The organism is Caulobacter hibisci (genome assembly GCF_016135805.1).
GTDB classification, from domain to species: domain Bacteria; phylum Pseudomonadota; class Alphaproteobacteria; order Caulobacterales; family Caulobacteraceae; genus Caulobacter; species Caulobacter hibisci.
Window position 1 is genome coordinate 65,412 of record NZ_JADWOX010000002.1, and the last position, 17,424, is coordinate 82,835.

Here is a 17,424-nt window from a genome sequence, read left to right on the forward strand (position 1 = left end):
GCCTTTCCGCCACTCGGGCGTTTCCTTGCGCCGACGCATCGATAGGCTGCGCCGACTCTCTCGTCCGTTTCGGAGCCTGCATGTTCGACGTCCCCCTCGAGGCCGCGCCCGTTTCGGAAGTCATCGTCACCGGAGCGCGCCTGCCGCCGTCGGCGGGGGAGGGGGCCTTCGCCATCACCGCCCTGGCCGATCCGGTCTGGGCCCGCTCGACGCGCCTCGACGAGCAGCTGTCGCGCTCGCCCGGCGTCTCGCTGTTCCGTCGCACCTCCAGCCTGGCGGCCAATCCCACGACCCAGGGCCTGTCGCTGCGCGCCATCGCCCCGTCGGGCGCGGGCCGGGCGCTGGTCACCCTCGACGGCGTGCCGCAGAACGACCCGTTCGGCGGCTGGGTGATCTGGAGCGGCCTGCCGTCCGAGACCATCCAGGACGTCCGCATCGTGCGCGGGGCCGGGGCTCAGGCCTATGGCGCGGGGGCCCTGACCGGCGTCGTCGCCCTGACCGGCCGCGACGGCGGCGCGCCGGTGCTCGAAGCGGGCGTCGAGGCCGGGAGCCTGGGCTATCGCCGCGCGGCGGTCACGGCGGGACAGGGCGGTTTCCTGGCCAGCGTCTCGGGCGAGCGTTCCGGCGGCTGGACCCCGGTGCGCGAAGGGCGCGGCGCGGCCGACGAGGCCCTGGCGATGCAGACCTGGACCGCCGCCCTGCGCTACGACGCCCGTCTCACCTCCGGTCCGGCGATGGCCGCGCGCCTGGCCGTCTATGACGAGAACCGCCGCTCGGGCCTGGTCGGCGCCGACGCCCGCACCCGCGGCGCCCAGGCCAGCCTGACCTTGGCTCAGGCCCCGTCCGAAGGCCGCAAGGGCTGGCGGCTGCAGGCCTGGAGCCTGGTCAGCGACCTCCAGAACCGCTCGGTCGCCGTCGCCACGGGCCGCGTCTCGACGACCCCCGCCAACGACCAGTACGAGACCCCGGCCTATGGCCTCGGCTTCAACGCCGCCCTGCGCGGCGTGCGCGGCCTCGTCGAATGGGAGCTGGGCGCCGACGTCCGCGCCGCCGAGGGCGAGACCCACGAGCGCTTCCGCTACATGTCGGGCCAGTTCACCCGCCTGCGCGAGGCCGGCGGCCGCACGACCACGGCCGGGGTCTATGCCGACGCCAGCTGGACGCAAGGGGCCTGGCTGGTCACCGGCGACCTGCGCCTGGACGCCTGGCGCGCCTTCGACGCCCGCCGCCACGAGACCGACGCCCAGACCGGCGCGGTGACCCTCGACGCGCATCTCGCCGGCCGCAGCACGACCACGCCGACGGGCCGCATCGGCCTGCGCCGCGATCTTGGCCCCGGCTTCCTGCGCGCCGCCGCCTATGCCGGCTTCCGCCCGCCCAGCCTCAACGAGCTGCACCGCCCGTTCCGGGTCGGCAACGACGTCACCGAGGCCAATTCCGCGCTCAAGCCCGAGCGGCTCTATGGCCTGGAAGCCGGCGGGGGCCTGGAGGGCGGGGCGGGCAGCCTGACCGCCACCCTGTTCGTCAACAGGCTGGAGGATCCCGTCGCCAACGTCACGATCGGCCAGGGGCCGGGGACCTTCCCGACGGCGGGCTTCATCCCGGCCGGCGGCGTGCTGCGCCAGCGCCGGAACGTCGGCCGCATCGACGCCGTCGGGCTGGAGCTGGAAGGCCGCGCCAACCTGTCCGAGCGCTGGGTTCTGACCGGCGCGGTCATGGCCACCGACGCCGAGGTCGACGGCGGCGCGGACGCCCCGCAGCTGACCGGCCTGCGCCCGGCCCAGGCCCCGCGCCTGGCCGCCTCGGCCGGCCTGGAGTGGAAGGCCAGCTCGCGCCTCGACCTCTTCCTCGCCGCCCGCCACGAAGGCGCGCGGTTCGACGACGACCTCAACACCCGGCGCTTGCCGGCGGCGACGACCCTGAACCTGTCGGCCCGCTACGTCATCAGCCGCTCGACCCGCCTGGAGCTGGATTTGCGGAACGCCATCGACGCCGAGGTCGCCACCGGCCGCACCGGCGACGGGGTCACCAGCTACGACGCGCCGCGCAGCCTGCGCCTGGGTCTTGTCTACGCCCGCTGACGGCCGGCTCGCACAAAACAAAAAACAAATTTACTTATTCAATTGACGGCGAGCACTTCGCCGTGAAGACTGCCCTTCAAGCGATCCGGATACGGCCTCGACGCCGTGATTCAGGACCAGGGAGGGAACCATGAATTTCAGGCACAGCCCTGACGCGTCCGAACCGAGCCTTTCTTCCCGCCGAAACGACTGAGGCCTTCGTCGCCTCGCGGCCTGCCGGTTCACCCGCGCCTTTCCCAAGAATCCTGCACGCGGGAGCCAAGGGATCGGCGGGCCGCTTTTTCTTCCTCCCCTTCATTCAGCGTGAGCCCATGAAGCGCCTCGTCTCGACCCTGGCGGCCGCCGCCCTGCTGATCGCCGCGATGCCCGCCCTGGCCGACGATCCGCCGCCGCCGCTGCCCGACAACGGCCTGGCGCGCACCCCGCCGATGGGCTGGAACAGCTGGAACAAGTTCGGCTGCAATGTCGACGAGACCCTGATCAAGCGCATGGCCGACGCCATGGTCTCGTCGGGCATGAAGGACGCGGGCTACGAGTACGTGGTCATCGACGACTGCTGGCACGGCGCTCGCGACGAGCGCGGCGACATCCAGCCCGACGCCAAGCGCTTCCCGAGCGGCATGAAGGCCCTGGGCGACTACATCCACTCCAAGGGGCTGAAGTTCGGCATCTATTCCGACGCCGGCCTGAAGACCTGCGCCGGCCGGCCCGGCAGCCGCGGCTTCGAGTACCAGGACGCCCGCCAGTACGCGGCCTGGGGCGTCGACTACCTGAAGTACGACTGGTGCATGGCCGGCACCCAGGACGCACCATCGTCCTACTACATCATGTCGGCAGCCCTGCAGGCCACGGGCCGCGACATCGTCTTCTCGATCTGCGAGTGGGGTCATTCCAAGCCCTGGCTTTGGGGCGCCTCGGTCGGCAACCTCTGGCGCACCACCGGCGACATCTACGACGCCTGGGAGGGCGTGAAGGACTACAGCCTGGGGATGCTCAACATCCTCGACAAGCAGGCCGAGCTCCAGCCCTTCGCCAAGCCGGGCCACTGGAACGATCCGGACATGCTGGAGGTCGGTAACGGCGGCATGACCACCGAGGAATACCGCTCGCACTTCAGCCTGTGGGCCATGCTGGCCGCGCCGCTGATCGCCGGCAACGACATCGGCCACATGGACGCCGACACCAAGGCGATACTGACCAACAAGGAGGTCGTCGCCATCGACCAGGACGCCCTCGGTGTGCAGGCCCGGCGGGTCTCCAAGCAGGGCGACCTTGAGGTCTGGGCGCGCCCGCTGAAGGGTGGCGGCCGGGCGGTGGTGCTGCTCAATCGTGGCAAGACCGCCGCGCCGATCCGCGTCGACTGGACCATGCTCGACTATCCGGCGACCGTGCCGGCCAAGCTGCGCGATCTGTGGGCGGCCAAGGACCTGGGCGTACGCAAGGGCGGCTATTCGGCGCACGTCGCGCCGCACGGCGTGGTGATGGTCACGGTAACGCCGTAACCGGCGGCATGAATAAATAAAAAGCGTTTTTTTATTTGTGGCGCGGGCGCTGGACGCAAGGTAAGCCTCGGCGACGAAAGCGGCGGGCGGTCGCCGCGACAAGGGAGTGTTGGGTGATCCAGATCGGGATCGATTTCGGCGGAACCAAGATCGAGGCGGCGGCCCTGTCGTCAGACGGTCGCGTGCTGTCGACGCTCCGCACGCCGACGCCGGGCGACTACGACTCGGCCCTGGCCGCGGTCCGCGACCTGGTGGCCCGCACCGAGCAGGCGGCCGGCGGTCGTGGCTCGATCGGCGTCGGGGCGCCGGGCTCGGTGTCGCCGCGCACCGGCCTCGTGCGCAACGCCAACACCACCTATCTGAACGGCCGCCGGTTCCGCGAGGACCTCGAGGTCGCGCTCGAACGACCGGTGCGCCTGGCCAATGACGCCAACTGCCTGGCCCTGTCCGAGGCCACCGACGGCGCGGCCGCTGGGGCGCGGGTGACCTTCGCCGTGATCATCGGCACCGGCTGCGGCGGCGGCCTGGTGGTCGACGGCAAGCTGGTCGACGGCGGCAACGGCGTGGCCGGCGAGTGGGGCCACATCCCGCTACCCTGGCCCAAGGCCGAGGAAAGCCCCGGCCCGCAATGCTGGTGCGGCCGTCATGGCTGCCTGGAGACCTGGATCTCGGGCACGGGTTTCGGCCGCGACTTCCGCGAACACGGCGGGGCCGCCGACCTGAACGGCGCGGCCATCGTCGAGGCGGCGACGGCCGGCGATCCCGTCGCCACGGGCGCGCTCGACCGCTATCTCGACCGCCTGTCGCGCGGCCTGGCGGTGATCGCCGACATCGTCGATCCGGACGTCTTCGTGCTGGGCGGCGGCATGTCCAACGTCGACCTGCTGTACGACCGCCTGCCGGCCCTGGTCGGCCCGCACGTCTTCACCGACCGCTGGGAGAGCCGCATCGTCAAGGCGCGCTGGGGCGACTCCTCGGGCGTGCGCGGCGCGGCCCGGCTGTGGACCCAGGCCGACTGGGCCAACGATGTCGCCGCCTGACGGCAGGGGGAGGAGGGGGCGCGCCATGCGGACGCCCCGCCTCCTTTTCGCGGCGCTTCTGACAGCGCTGGCAGCTCAGGCCGTCGCCGAGCCTGTGCAGGTCTCGACCAAGGCCGGCGTGCTGGTCGGCGAGCAGCGCGCTGACGCCAGCACGGCCTTCCTCGGCGTTCCCTTCGCCCGGCCACCGGTCGGCGATCTGCGCTGGAAGGCGCCGCAAGCTCCTGCTGCCTGGACCGGAGATCGACCGGCCCTGAAATCCGGTCCAGCCTGTCTTCAGACCTCGCGCGGCTGGAACGCCGTCGACGCGGCGCGGTCCAGCGAGGACTGCCTCTATCTCGACATCCGCGCGCCCAAGCATGCGGCCGACGCGCGTCTGCCGGTCATGGTCTGGGTCCACGGCGGGGCCAACCACGCCGGCTCCGGCGCGGGCACGGTGGAGTCGAGCCTGGTCGACCAGAGCGTCATCCTGGTCAGCGTGCAGTATCGGCTCGGCGTGTTCGGCTTCCTGTCGCATCCGGGGCTGACCCGGGAACAGGGCGGGGCCTCGGGCAACTACGCCCTGATGGACCTGATCGCGGCGCTGCGCTGGGTGCAGGACAATATCGAGGCCTTCGGCGGCGATCCGGCCAACGTCACCCTGTTCGGCCACTCGGCTGGCGGCCAGGACGTGGGGCTGGTAATGCTGGCGCCCCAGGCCAAGGGCCTGTTCGCGCGGGGGATCCTGCAAAGCGGCCTGCCGGGCTTCGGCTTCGCGCCACGCAGCCTGAAGCAAAACGAGGCGATCGGCGGCCAGCTGGCGCGCGCCGTCCACGCTCGGTCGCTGGCCGACCTGCGCAAGGTCTCTGGCGCGGACCTGCTGAAGGCCGCCGAGACCCTGAAAGCCCCGATCGACGACCAGGGCTTCATCTGGACTCAGGCGGTGGTCGACGGCGCGGTGCTGCCCGAGGCGCCGGAGCAATTGCTGGCCGATCCGACGATCAAGCCGATGATCGTCGGCTCCAGCGCCCGCGAGATCGCCCTGTTCGGCGGTGATCCCAAACAGGCCCGGGCCTGGACCGCCGAGACCTTCGGGGCGAGGGCGCCGCAGGTTATGGCCGTGTACGGCCTCGACCAGGATCCTCCGCCGGCCGCCGATCCGGTGCGCGGCGACGCCGTGTTGCAACTGGCCACCGACCGCATGTTCCGCTGCCCGGCCGCCTCCGTCGCCGCCTTGCGCGAGAAAGCCGGCGGCAAGGTCTGGCGCTACGAGCTGGCGACGCCGTCGCCGGGCGAGGGGCAGGTCCACCACGGGTCCGAACTGGCCTTCGTCTTCGACCGGCCCGCCGAGGGCCGTCCGCCAATCCAGGCCTATTGGGCCGCCTTCGCCCGCACTGGCGATCCGAACCCGCCCGGCCTGCCGCCCTGGCCGACCTGGGACGGCGCCCGCCTCGTCTTCGCCCCCGACGGGCCGAGAGTGGCGCAGGGCGACGAGCCGGCCTGCCGGTTCCTGACCAGACCCTAGAGACCATCAGCAACAAGCGGCGACCAAGCCGCGCGCGGAGGAAACAGGATGAACGTTCGCTCGAAGTCCGCCTTGAGGCCCGGCCTGCTCGCCGGCTGCGCCCTGGCCCTGCTGGCCTCCGCCGCGCTGGCCCAGAGCTGGGGACCCTATAACGCTGACCTTCCGGCCGGCGGCGACGGCCTGTCGCGGCCGCTGGCGGGCGCCGCCGAGGGCCAGACCCTGCCGGCCGGCGCGCCCTGGTCGCTGTCGGCCTGGGTGAAGGTCTTCGAGCCGCTCGAGGGCCAGGCCCTGGCGGCGGGGATTGGCGATCCGGCCAGCGGCCGCTTCCTGGCGGTCGGACCAGACGGTTTCGCCGCCGTTGCCGCCGGCGCTCAGACCAAGGGCGGCCAAGCGCCCAAGCCAGGCGACTGGCGGTTCGTGGCCGCGGTCTCCGACGGGGCTAAGGTCACCCTCTATGTCGACGGCCAGCCGGCCGGGCAGGGGACGGCGCCGGCCGCCGCTACCCCGGCCACCGTCGCCCTCGGCCCGCGCAAGGCCGCCGGCTTCGCGCCGTTCGCGGGCCAGGTGGCGAGCTTCCGCGCCGAGGCTCGGGCGCTGTCGGCCGACGAGGTCAAGGCGCTGGCCGGCCGCAAGCCCGATCCGCTGACCGTGTTCGAGACCGGCAGTCCGACCTGGCCCGTCCAGGTGCGCCAGATGTACGGCCAGGTCAGCCCCCAGGAAGCCTGGACCCGGCCTCAGGGCAAGGGCGCGATCTCGGCCCCCGTCGCCAAGCCGCCCTATGCCGGTCCGGCCCTGGTCGAGACCGGCCCGTCGGCCTGGACGCTGAAGCGCTGGAGCCTGGTCGAGGCCCCGAAGGTCGAGGCGGGCGGCGCGGCGATCTCGTCGGCCGGCTTCGACGCCAAGGCCTGGTACGCCGCCACCGTGCCCGGCACGGTCCTGACTACCCTGGTCGACCGCGGCGTCTATCCCGACCCCGACTACGGCCTCAACAACACCGCCATCCCCGAGAGCCTCAACAAGCAGGCCTACTGGTATCGCACCACCTTCGACGCGCCCGCCGCCGTCGCCGGCAAGCGGCCGCGCCTGACCTTCAAGGGCGTCAACTACGCCGCCGAGGTGTGGCTGAACGGCGAAAAGCTGGGCGACATGAAGGGCGCTTTCGTGCGCGGCCGCTTCGACGTCGCCGGCAAGCTGAAGCCGACCGGCAACGTCCTGGCCGTCAAGGTCTCGCCGCCGCCGCATCCGGGCCTGGCGCACGAGGAATCCCTGACCGCCGGGGTCGGCGAGAACGGCGGCATGATGGCCCTGGACGGCCCGACCTTCGTCGCCAGCGAAGGCTGGGACTGGATCCCCAGCGTCCGCGACCGCAACACCGGCCTGTGGCAGGACGTGGTGCTGGACGCCTCGGGCGATGCGCGCCTGGGCGACCCGCAGGTGGTCACCACCCTGCCCAAAGCCGACAACAGCCTGGCCGAGATCGAGATCGTCGCGCCGGTCGAGAACCTGTCGGACCGTCCGGTGCAGGCGACGGTCACGGCCGCCTTCGACGGCGTCCGCGCCAGCAAGACGATCACCGTGGCGCCCGGCGCTTCCACCGTTCGCCTGACGCCGGCCGAGTTTCCGCAGCTGGCCGTCGCCAATCCCAAGCTCTGGTGGCCCAACGGCTATGGCGATCAGGCCCTGCACGACCTGGTCCTGACCGCCTTCGTCGATGGCCAGGCCTCGGACGAGAAGCGCCTGCGGTTCGGCATTCGCCAGATCACCTACGAGCTGTCGCTGATGAACCCGACCGGCCACCTGCGCCGCGTCGAGGTCGATTTCAGCAAGGCCCGCCAGCTGGGCCAGGACGTCACCGACGGCAGCCATGAAGGCATCCGCAAGGTGGTCGACGGCTGGGCGACCTCGCTGACCGCCCAGGGCGACGCCTCGGAAGCCGTCAAGGACGTGCCGGAGACGGGGCTGGCCCCGTACCTCGTGCTCAAGGTCAACGGCGTGAAGATCGCCGCGCGCGGCGGCAACTGGGGCACGGACGACTGGCGCAAGCGCATCGAGCGCGAGCGCCTGGAGCCCTATTTCCGCCTGCACAAGGAGGCGGGCCTCAACACCATCCGCAACTGGGTGGGCCAGAACACCGAGGAGCCGTTCTACGACCTGGCCGACGAGTACGGCCTGCTGGTGCTGAACGACTTCTGGGCCTCGACCCAGGACTATCAGCTCGAGCCCCAGGACGTGCCGCTGTTCCTCAACAACGCCGCCGACGTCATCGCCCGCTACCGCAATCACCCCTCGATCGCCCTGTGGTTCGGCCGCAACGAGGGGGTGCCGCAGCCGATCCTCAACGAGGGTCTGGAGGCCCTGGTCCACGACCTGGACGGGACGCGCTGGTACACCGGCAGCTCCAACCGCGTGAACCTGCAAAACAGCGGCCCCTACAACTACCGTGAGCCGGAAACCTATTTTAGCGACCACGCCAAGGGCTTCTCGGTCGAGGTCGGCACGCCGTCGTTCCCGACGCTGGAGGCCTTCCAAGCGGCCGTGCCCGCGCCCGACCGCTGGCCGATCAGCGACACCTGGGCCTATCACGACTGGCATCCCACCGGTAACGGCGCGACCAAGACCTTCATCGACGCCATGGCCCGCAAGCTCGGCCCGCCGACTAGCCTCGAAGACTTCGAGCGCAAGGCCCAGCTGATGAACTACGAGACCCACCGGGCGATGTTCGAGGGCATGAACCAGGAGCTGTGGACCAAGTCGTCGGGCCGCCTGCTGTGGATGACCCAGCCGGCGTGGCCCAGCACGATGTGGCAGATCCTCAGCCACGACTACGACACCCACGGCGCCTTCTACGGGACCAAGGCCGCCTCCGAGCGCGTCCATGCGCAGATGAGCCTGGCCGATCACGCCCTGGCGGTGGTCAACAACACGACCGCGCCGGTGACGGGCGCGAAGCTGCGGACCCGGGTGCTGGACCTGTCGGGCAAGGTGCTGAGCGACCAGACCGACGCCGTCGAGGTCGCCGCCAACGCCGTCGCGCCGGGGCGCACGTTGGACCTGGGCCTCAAGACGGGGGAGGCAGCGGTGGTTCGGCTCGACCTGACCGGCGCCGACGGCGCGGTGCTGTCGCGGAACCTCTACTGGGTCGGCGCCGACGACGCGGGCGAGCGGCGGCTGACAGAGATGGCGGCCCAGTCGGTGACCCTGGCGGCCAAGGCCGGCAAGGCTTCGAAAGGCGAGGGCGTCGTGACGGTCACCCTGGCCAACACCGGCTCGGCCCCGGCCCTGAACGCCAAGCTGACCCTGGTCGACGCCAAGGGAAACCGCATCCTGCCGGCCTACTATTCCGACAACTACGTTTCGCTGCTGCCGGGCGAGACCCGCACGGTCGAAATCCGCTATCCGGCCGCCGCCAGCACCAAGGGGGCGAAGGTTGCCCTGCGCGGCTGGAACGTTAAGCCTGGCGTGGAGACCGTCCGATGAACCGCCGCCTGCTGATCGCCGCTGGCCTCGCCCTGCCGGGCCTGGCCATGGCCCAGACGCCGCCGAGCGAGGAGGAGGTCCGGCTCCACACCGACTGGCCGTGGCTGGCCCGCTATCGTGACGCCAACGCGACCGACGCGGCCTTGCCGGTCGAGCGCCGCCGCTGCGTGTTCATTGGCGACTCGATCACCCAGGGCTGGAAGGACGCGCGGCCGAGCTTCTTCGCCGACAATGGGTTCTTGGGGCGCGGCATTGGCGGCCAGACGACGCCGCAGATGCTGCTGCGGTTCACGCCCGACGTCGTCGCCCTGAAGCCGGCGGCGGTGCACATCCTGGCCGGCACCAACGACATCGCCGGCAACACCGGTCCGTTCGACCCCGTCGCGACCCGCAACAACCTCTCGGCCATGGTGGCCCTGGCCAAGGCGGCGGGGATCCGCGTGATCCTGGGGTCGATCACCCCGGCCGCGACCTATCCCTGGAAGCCGGCCCTGTATCCGGACGTCGAGATCCCGCGCCTCAACGCCTGGATCAAGGCCTTCGCCGCCGAGCAGGGGGCGGTGTTCGCCGACTACACGGCGGTGATGGACGATGGCCGCGCGGGCATGAAGCCGGGCCTGGCCTACGACCAGGTGCATCCTACGCAGGCCGGCTATGCGGTGATGGAGCCGGTCGCCCTCGCGGCGGTGAAGACGGCGCTGGGTTAGCCCTCGCCCATTCTACCGAGCATCCCCGCGAAGGCGGGGATCCAAGCCGAGGTAACCGGTTAGGCGCGGCGCGTGGCTCTGGACTCGGCTTGGGCCCCCGCCTTCGCGGGGGAGATCGGAGTAAGAGCGGAAAAGGGCTAGGCCTCGCCCCGCAGCCGCCTGTTCAGCGCCACGCTGGCCTCCATGCGCGCCAGCTGCTCCGGCGTGGCCGCCGCCTGGTGCTTCGCCTTCCACTCCGACTGCGGCATGCCGTAGATCGCCTCGCGGGCCGCATCCTTGCCGAGCGTGCCATCGGAGGCCTCGTGCACCCAGTCGGCAAGGCAGTTGCGGCAGAAGCCGGCCAGGCCCATCAGGTCGACGTTCTGGGCGTCGGTGCGCAGCCGCAGATGCTCCACCAGACGGCGGAAGGCGGCGGCGGCGAGCTGGTCGTCGATCTCTACGGACATGTCGGCTCTCAGGTCTTTTGCAGCGCCGCGCGCGAGGGCAGCAGGCGTTCGATGATCGGCAGGATGGCCGCGCCCATGGCCGGGGCGTCGGCCGCCAGGGCCGCGCGCTGCACCGGGGCCAGGGCCGGCACGCCGGGAATGGCCGCCAGCTTGGCTTGCAGGGCCGCGGCCAGGCGGTCGACGATGCTCTCGGGCAGCCGGCCGCCGATATAGACGGCCTGCGGGTTGATCAGGCAGCTGATGGCCACCATCGGCCCGGCCAGCAGGTCGGCGGCCAGGTCGATCCAGGCCTCGATCGCCTCCTGGCCCTTGGACGGCAGGGTTTCGAGGTCGGAGGGGGCGGCGATGGAGAAGCCGTTGTTTTCGAGGAACTGGGCCAGGGCCGACAGCGACACCGCCTCCTGCAGGCTGGCGGCGTCGATGCGCGAGGAGGCCACCGGCAGGAAGCCCAGCTCGCCGCTGCGCCCCTGGGCCCCGCGGAAATACTCGCCCTCGACCACCAGTCCACCGCCCAGGCCAGAGGTCACCAGCACGTAGAAGAAGCTCGGCGCATTGAGGCCGTGGCCGAAATGCAGCTCGCCCAGGGCCGCGGCGGCGGCGTCGTTCTCGACCATCACCGGCAGGTCGTGGCGGCGCGACAGCAGCTCGCGAATGTTGACGGTGTTCCAGGCCCCGTATTCGTCCGGCCGATGGGGCAGGTCCACGCGGGCCATGTCGTCGGGCATGGCCACGCCGACGCCGATGATCCGGTCGGCCTGCACGCCCTTGGTCTTCAGGAAGGCGTTCCAGTTGGTCTCGAAGAACTCGACCACGGCGTCCGGCCCGGCGAAGGCCACTTCCCAGGTCGTGCGCGCCCGCACCTGGCCGGCGAAGTCCAGCAGCAGGATGGTGACGTGGTCGCGGTCGATGTTGAGGCCGATCGAGAAGCAGCCGTCCGGATTGACCGCCAGGGTCATGGCCGGCTGGCCTCGGCCGCCGTGCAGCTTGCCGGCCTCCAGGATCAAACCGTCGTCGAGCAGGCGCTTGGTGATGTTGGTGATGGCCGGCACCGTCAGCCCGGTGAGGGCGGCGATCTCGGGCTTGGTCTTGGCGCCGCCGATGCGGATCGACTGCAGGGTGACGCGCTGATTGTAGTCGCCGGCCCGCTCCAGATTCGTGCCCGACAGGCTGGGACCGGCTTGCGAGGTCTTGCGGGCGGGGCTTTTGGGCGACTGGCTCATCTGTGGTCTGGCTTAACACCTGTGGGGCCAAGGGCGAAACCGTCCTTGCGCCCAGCATGCCATGGTTGGGTCTGTGTAGATTAAGTAAATTTGCTTTCTTTATAGCTTGCGCCAGTGAGGCGACGCGATCACGGTCCGGTTCAACGAACGGGAGGACGGCTTGAAGACTGGCATCGCACGATGGGCCGCGACGGGAGCGGCTGTGGCCGTGTTCCTGTCCGCCAGCCCCGCCCTGGCCGGGTTTTCGGTGCGCGACGGCAAGCTGGTCGACGCCTGCGGCGATGTCTTCCTGGCGCGCGGCGTCAACCTTCCCCACGCCTGGCGGGCACGGGCCACCGGCAAGGCGATCCGCGAGACGGCGGCGCTGGGCTCCAACACGGTCCGCGTGGTGATCAGCGACGGAACCCGCTGGAAGCGCACCTCGCCGAGAACCGTCCGCCGGATCATCGCCAAGGCCAGGCGCGCCGGCCAGGTGGTGATTCTCGAGGTTCACGACACCACCGGCTATGGCCTGGAGCCCAAGGCGGCCCACATTGGTTCGGCCGTGGCCTATTGGGTCAGCCTGGCGCCGGTGCTGCGCGGCCAGGAGGACTATGTGCTGGTTAATATCGGCAACGAGCCGACGGCCGGGACCTCGACGCCCTCGCTCTGGCTGGAGGCCCATCGCACAGCCATCGTCGCCCTGCGCGCGGCCGGCCTGCTCCACACTCTGGTGATCGACGGCCACGACTACGGCCAGGACCGCTCGGGGACCATGCGCGACCACGCCGCCGAACTGTTCGCCGCCGACCCGCTGAAGAACGTGGTCTTCGACGTCCACATGTACGAGGTCTACGGGCGCGGCGAGACCGTGAAAGCCTATCTCCAGGCCTTCGCCGACCAGCGCCTGCCGCTGATGGTCGGCGAGTTCGGTCCCGACCATCATGGCGAGCCGGTGGACGAGGACACGATCTTCCGTCTCGCGAGCGAGATGGGTGTCGGCTACCTGGCGTGGTCGTGGTCGGGCAACGCTCGCGAGGTGGCCGATCTCGATCTCGTTCAGGGTTTCGACGGCAGCAAATTGACGCCCTGGGGCGAGCGGTTCTTCCACGGCCCCGGCGGTGTGGGCGAGACGTCCCGGCGGTCCCGTGTGTTCAAGGGCTGTCGCTAGCTGCGCTTGGCCGCCGCGGCTTCGGCCAAGGCCCGCGACAGGGCGGTCAGCACCTCGCGGCCGGCCGTCTCGTCCAGATCGCCAAGGATGCCCTGGGCCTCGATCGGCAGGTGGGCGCTGGCGTCGTTTTCGTCGCCGAAGACGTAGTGGTCCAGCAGCGCCTTCCAGGCCGCGCGATGGGCCGGGGGCAGGGCGCGCAGGGCGAGGATGGCGTGCAGGAAGGCGTCGCGGGCCAGGCCTCGTCCCGGCGCGGGCGGCGTCCACCAGTAGTTCACCAGCATGTTGACCGCGTCGAGCGAGCGCACGTGGTGCCACCACAGGTACGGCACGTAGATGGCGTCGCCGGGTTCCAGCTCTGCGGTCTGGGCCGTCTCCAGCGCTTGGGCGAAACGGGGAAAACGCTCCAGGTCGGGGTTCTCGAACTCCACCAGGCTGATCGTCGCGCCGGCCGGGGTGTGCTCGAACGGGCCGACATAGAGGTTGGCGACCTGGTCGGGCGGAAACAGGGTGAAGCGGCGGCGGCCGGCGGCCACGCAGGCGATGTTCTCGTATGGATCGTTGTGGGCGGCGACGATCACCCGGTTGCCGATCCACACGCGCGGCTCGATCTCCGGTCCCAGCAGGGGCAGGGGATTGGCCTCCGCGAAGCCGGGCAGGGCGTTCCAGGCCGGAACCGACTGGGCGGCAAGCGCCGCCTGTTCGTCGCTTTCGGCGTGCTGGGCCAGGAAGTCGAAGGTCTTCCTCAGGCTGGCGCGGCCGCCCCGGAAGTTCAGGGTCTTCAGGTCGTCGCCATAGAAGAACCGGCCGCCGGCCTCGGCGGGCGCGAAGACCGTGGCGACCGACTGGCCGGCGTCGAAGCCCGACAGGTAGTCGAACAACGCCCCATGACCCCGGCGGCCCGCCTCGGCCACTGGCCAGTGCGAGGCGAGGCCCCGGATCACCACCGGCTCGGCCGCCGTCGTCAGGGCGGCCAGGTCTTCGGGCGAGGCCGCGCCAGCTTCTCGAATCTGCTTCACCGGCTCCCCCTCGAAGGGCGCCACCCTGGGGTGCGGGCGTGCGATCGGCAAGGGGCCTGACCAATGGCAGATCTTTACCGTTGACGTGCGGCCCCAACTCCTGATGGATCTGCGGCAAGAACAAGGGCCCGGCCAACCGGCGTCCGTAACGGGGTGTGGAACGGCGGATATGAGCTCAGGCGAGCCTCTGGACATCGTCATCGTCGGCGGCGGCACCGCCGGCTGGATGGTCGGCACGGCCCTGGTCAGCGGCCTGCGACCCAATCAGGCCCGCGTACGGCTGGTCGAGTCCGACGACATCGCCACGGTCGGGGTCGGCGAGGCCACCATCCCGGCCATGCGCGACTACAACCGCTTCGTCGGCATCGACGAGGTCGAGATGCTGCGGGCCACCAACGGCACCTTCAAGCTGGGCATCGAGTTCCTCGACTGGGGCTTCCAGGGCTCGAACTACCACCACCCCTTCGGCGTCCACGGCCAGGCCATGGGTGGGGCGGCCTTCCACCAGCAGTGGAACCGGGCGCGGCTGGCGGGCCACGACTTCGACATCGAGGAGTTCTCCTACGCCATCGCCGCGTCGCGGGCCGATCGCTTCGAATTTCCCAATCCCGACCCCAGCCTGATCGAGTCCAGCTACAGCTACGCCTACCATTTCGACGCCAGCCTCTACGCCAAGTTCCTGCGCAAGGTCGCCGAGGGGCGGGGCCTGAAGCGGACCGAGGGCAAGGTCGTGGCGGTCAACCGCGACGGCCTGTCGGGCGACGTCGCCTCCATCACCCTGGCCTCGGGCGAGGTGGTCAAGGGCGACTTCTTCGTCGACTGCACCGGCTTTCGCGGCCTGCTGATCGGCCAGACCCTGGAGAGCCCGTTCGAGGACTGGAGCCACTGGCTGCCCTGCGATCGGGCCTGGGCCGTGCCCTGCGCGCGCGGCGGTCGCCTGACGCCCTTCACCCGCTCGACCGCCCGCGAGGCCGGCTGGATCTGGCGCATCCCGCTGCAGCACCGCTCGGGCAACGGCTATGTCTATTCCAGCGCCCACATCAGCGACGACGAGGCCGCCGCCGTCCTGATGGGTCAGCTCGACGGCGAAGCCCTGGACGAGCCGCGGCAGATCCGCTTCAAGGCTGGCCGCCGCACCGCCTCCTGGACCCGCAACGTCATGGCCGCTGGTCTGGCCAGCGGCTTCCTCGAGCCCCTGGAGTCGACCAGCATCTACCTGGTGCAGGCGGCGGTCATGAACCTGCTCAAGCTGTTCCCGGGCAAGCGGGTCGAGCCGGCCCTGGTCGACGAGTTCAACCGCCGGATCGACCGGGAATACGACCGGGTGCGCGACTTCCTGATCCTGCACTACCACGCCAACACTCGCACCGACGCGCCGCTGTGGAAGCAGTGCCGCGAGATGGAAATCCCCGACAGCCTGAAGCAGAAGCTGGAACTGTTCCGCCGCCGGGGCCACGCGCCCAGCCATCGCGACGGGCTGTTCTCGCTGCACAGCTGGACGTCGCTGCTGCTGGGCCAGGGCGTGACGCCGGAAGGCTACGACCGCCTGGCCGACAATGTTCCGCTGTCCCAGGCCCTGGCCGAGATGGAGCGTCAGCGGGCGGCCATCACCCGGCGCGTGCCGCTCATGCCCAGCCACGCCGACTTCGTCGCCCGCCACTGCGCCGTCCCCGCCCGGACCGCGGAGGTGGTGGCATGAGCCGGCCGATCGAAACCGTTGTCGTCGTGGGGCGCGGCGCGGCCCCGTGGCTGACGGCCCTGGCCTTGCGTCGCGCCTTCTCGGCTAGCGGCCTTGCCGTTCGCGTCGTCGAGACCGGTCCGCCGACGTCGGGCCTCGCGCTAGCCGGTCTGCCGTTGCTGGGCAATCTGCATCAATTGCTGGGCTTGTCGGAGCTGGAGCTGACCCGGCGCTGCGGCGCGGTTCCGTCGCTGGGCCAAAGGTTCGCCAATTTCGCTGGCGACGGGACGGCCTTCCTGCACCCCTACGACACCCACGGCCAGGCGATCGACTATGTCGACTTCACCCATCACTGGGTGCTGGCCCGCCAACGCGGCCTGACGACGCCGCTGGAGGACTTCTCGCTCGGCGCCACGGCAGCCCGGCAAGGGCGCATCGTGGAGGGCGACGAGCCTGGCCGGCTGTCCTCGCCGGGCGTCGGCCTGCACGTCGACGCCACGGCCTATGCGGCCCTGGCCCGCCATCACGCCCTGGCGGCCGGCGCGATCGTCGAGCAGGGCGCGGTGGTCGAGATCGAACGGACCGGCGAGCGGATCGACGCTGTGGTGCTCGACAGCGGCGTGCGGGTGGCCGGCGACCTCTTCGTCGACGCCGGCGACGGCGCCCTGATCGGCCAGATGCCCGGCGCGACCTTCGAGCCCTGGAGCGCCTGGCTGCCCTTCGACCGGGTCCTGCCCCTGGCCGGCCGCCGGCTGAGCCCCATCCCGGCCTTCGCCCATATCGAGGCGGTCGCGGGCGCTTGGGTCGGACTCTATCCGCTGGCGGACCGCACGGCGGGCTTGGCGGTGTACGACTCCCGCACGACCGACGCCGAGATCATGATCCGCAACGCCGAGGCCGCCGCGCCGCTCGGCTGGCGGGCGGGCGAGCCCATGGTTCTGAACCCCGGCATGCAGACGCGGCCCTGGATCGGCAACTGCGTGGCGGTGGGCGAGGCGGCGATCGCGCTCGATCCCTCCGACGCCGCGCCGATGCACGCCTTGCAGGCCGGAATCTCGCATCTGGTGACGCTGTTTCCGCTCGACGCCGTCGGCGGGCCGGAAGCCCCCGCCTACAATGCCGCCGTCACGGCCCAGGGGCGCGGCCTGCGCGACTTCCAGGCCATGCACTACCGCCTGGCCTCCCGCGACGGCGCGCCTTGGGACGCCGTGCGCGCGGCCGAGCCGCCCGCCGACCTGGCCTATCGCTTGCGCCTGTTCGCGGCCCGGGGCGTCGTGCCGGCGCACGAGGACGACGCCTTCCAGGCGCCCAGCTGGGCTGCCTGCCTGATCGGCCACGGACTGATCCCGGCGGCGCACGATCCTCTGGCCGAGGGCCTGTCCGAGGCTGAGCAGGTCCAGGCCTTCCAACGGATCCTGCAACGCATTGCTGCCGAGGTTGGGCAGATGCGGCCCCTGGAGGCCAGGCTGGCCGCGATGGCGCCGCGCCCGCCTGCCGCCGTGCCTCTCAGGTTCACCTGACGACTGGTCGGGCCACTTGTCGGATTGGTATGATCTCTCGTTGACAAGGCGACCTGCGTCCTCTGAATGCTAGCGGTAACAAGGCG

12 protein-coding genes are annotated in these 17,424 nt (G+C 70.9%); 9 read left to right on the plus strand and 3 right to left on the minus strand.

What is annotated here, in order from left to right; translation table 11 throughout:
* Nucleotides 1–80: 80 nt before the first annotated feature.
* The 6 genes from I4Q42_RS03595 (at nt 81) to I4Q42_RS03620 (ending at nt 10,308) form a co-directional block, all read left to right on the plus strand.
* Nucleotides 81–2,081, plus strand: a complete 2,001-nt coding sequence (locus I4Q42_RS03595) for a TonB-dependent receptor (protein ID WP_198574697.1) — start codon at nt 81–83, stop codon at nt 2,079–2,081.
* A 311-nt stretch (nt 2,082–2,392) separates the two neighbouring features.
* The gene (locus I4Q42_RS03600; RefSeq protein WP_198574698.1) at nt 2,393–3,583 is read left to right on the plus strand and encodes a glycoside hydrolase family 27 protein; all 1,191 of its coding nucleotides are present in this window, start codon (nt 2,393–2,395) and stop codon (nt 3,581–3,583) included.
* A 113-nt stretch (nt 3,584–3,696) separates the two neighbouring features.
* Nucleotides 3,697–4,623: an ROK family protein gene (locus I4Q42_RS03605; protein WP_198574699.1), complete on the plus strand. Its 927-nt coding sequence runs from the start codon at nt 3,697–3,699 to the stop codon at nt 4,621–4,623.
* Between the two features lie 25 nt (nt 4,624–4,648).
* The gene (locus tag I4Q42_RS03610) at nt 4,649–6,124 is read left to right on the plus strand and encodes a carboxylesterase/lipase family protein (protein WP_198574700.1); all 1,476 of its coding nucleotides are present in this window, start codon (nt 4,649–4,651) and stop codon (nt 6,122–6,124) included.
* A 48-nt stretch (nt 6,125–6,172) separates the two neighbouring features.
* Nucleotides 6,173–9,601, plus strand: coding sequence for a glycosyl hydrolase 2 galactose-binding domain-containing protein (locus tag I4Q42_RS03615; protein ID WP_198574701.1), 3,429 nt, complete (start codon nt 6,173–6,175; stop codon nt 9,599–9,601).
* Entirely contained in the window at nt 9,598–10,308 is a 711-nt protein-coding gene (locus I4Q42_RS03620) for an SGNH/GDSL hydrolase family protein (protein ID WP_198574702.1), read from the plus strand. Before I4Q42_RS03615 ends, I4Q42_RS03620 begins: the two co-directional genes overlap by 4 nt.
* A 137-nt stretch (nt 10,309–10,445) precedes the next feature.
* On the opposite strand, the gene I4Q42_RS03625 is transcribed toward I4Q42_RS03620, so the two are convergent.
* Complete coding sequence (locus I4Q42_RS03625) at nt 10,446–10,754, minus strand: DUF1244 domain-containing protein (RefSeq protein ID WP_198574703.1); 309 nt, start codon at nt 10,752–10,754, stop codon at nt 10,446–10,448.
* Between the two features lie 8 nt (nt 10,755–10,762).
* Nucleotides 10,763–11,974: an ROK family transcriptional regulator gene (locus I4Q42_RS03630; protein WP_198574704.1), complete on the minus strand. Its 1,212-nt coding sequence runs from the start codon at nt 11,972–11,974 to the stop codon at nt 10,763–10,765.
* 208 nt (nt 11,975–12,182) lie between these two features.
* Here I4Q42_RS03630 and I4Q42_RS03635 point away from each other — a divergent pair, with 208 nt between their 5' ends.
* Nucleotides 12,183–13,124, plus strand: coding sequence for a cellulase family glycosylhydrolase (locus I4Q42_RS03635; protein WP_198574705.1), 942 nt, complete (start codon nt 12,183–12,185; stop codon nt 13,122–13,124).
* On the opposite strand, the gene I4Q42_RS03640 is transcribed toward I4Q42_RS03635, so the two are convergent.
* Nucleotides 13,121–14,140, minus strand: coding sequence for a cupin-like domain-containing protein (locus tag I4Q42_RS03640; RefSeq protein WP_332873013.1), 1,020 nt, complete (start codon nt 14,138–14,140; stop codon nt 13,121–13,123). The genes I4Q42_RS03635 and I4Q42_RS03640 overlap by 4 nt on opposite strands.
* 169 nt (nt 14,141–14,309) lie before the next feature.
* Here I4Q42_RS03640 and I4Q42_RS03645 point away from each other — a divergent pair, with 169 nt between their 5' ends.
* Complete coding sequence (locus I4Q42_RS03645) at nt 14,310–15,839, plus strand: tryptophan halogenase family protein (protein ID WP_198574707.1); 1,530 nt, start codon at nt 14,310–14,312, stop codon at nt 15,837–15,839.
* Nucleotides 15,836–17,338: a tryptophan 7-halogenase gene (locus I4Q42_RS03650; RefSeq protein ID WP_198574708.1), complete on the plus strand. Its 1,503-nt coding sequence runs from the start codon at nt 15,836–15,838 to the stop codon at nt 17,336–17,338. Before I4Q42_RS03645 ends, I4Q42_RS03650 begins: the two co-directional genes overlap by 4 nt.
* Nucleotides 17,339–17,424 lie beyond the last annotated feature (86 nt).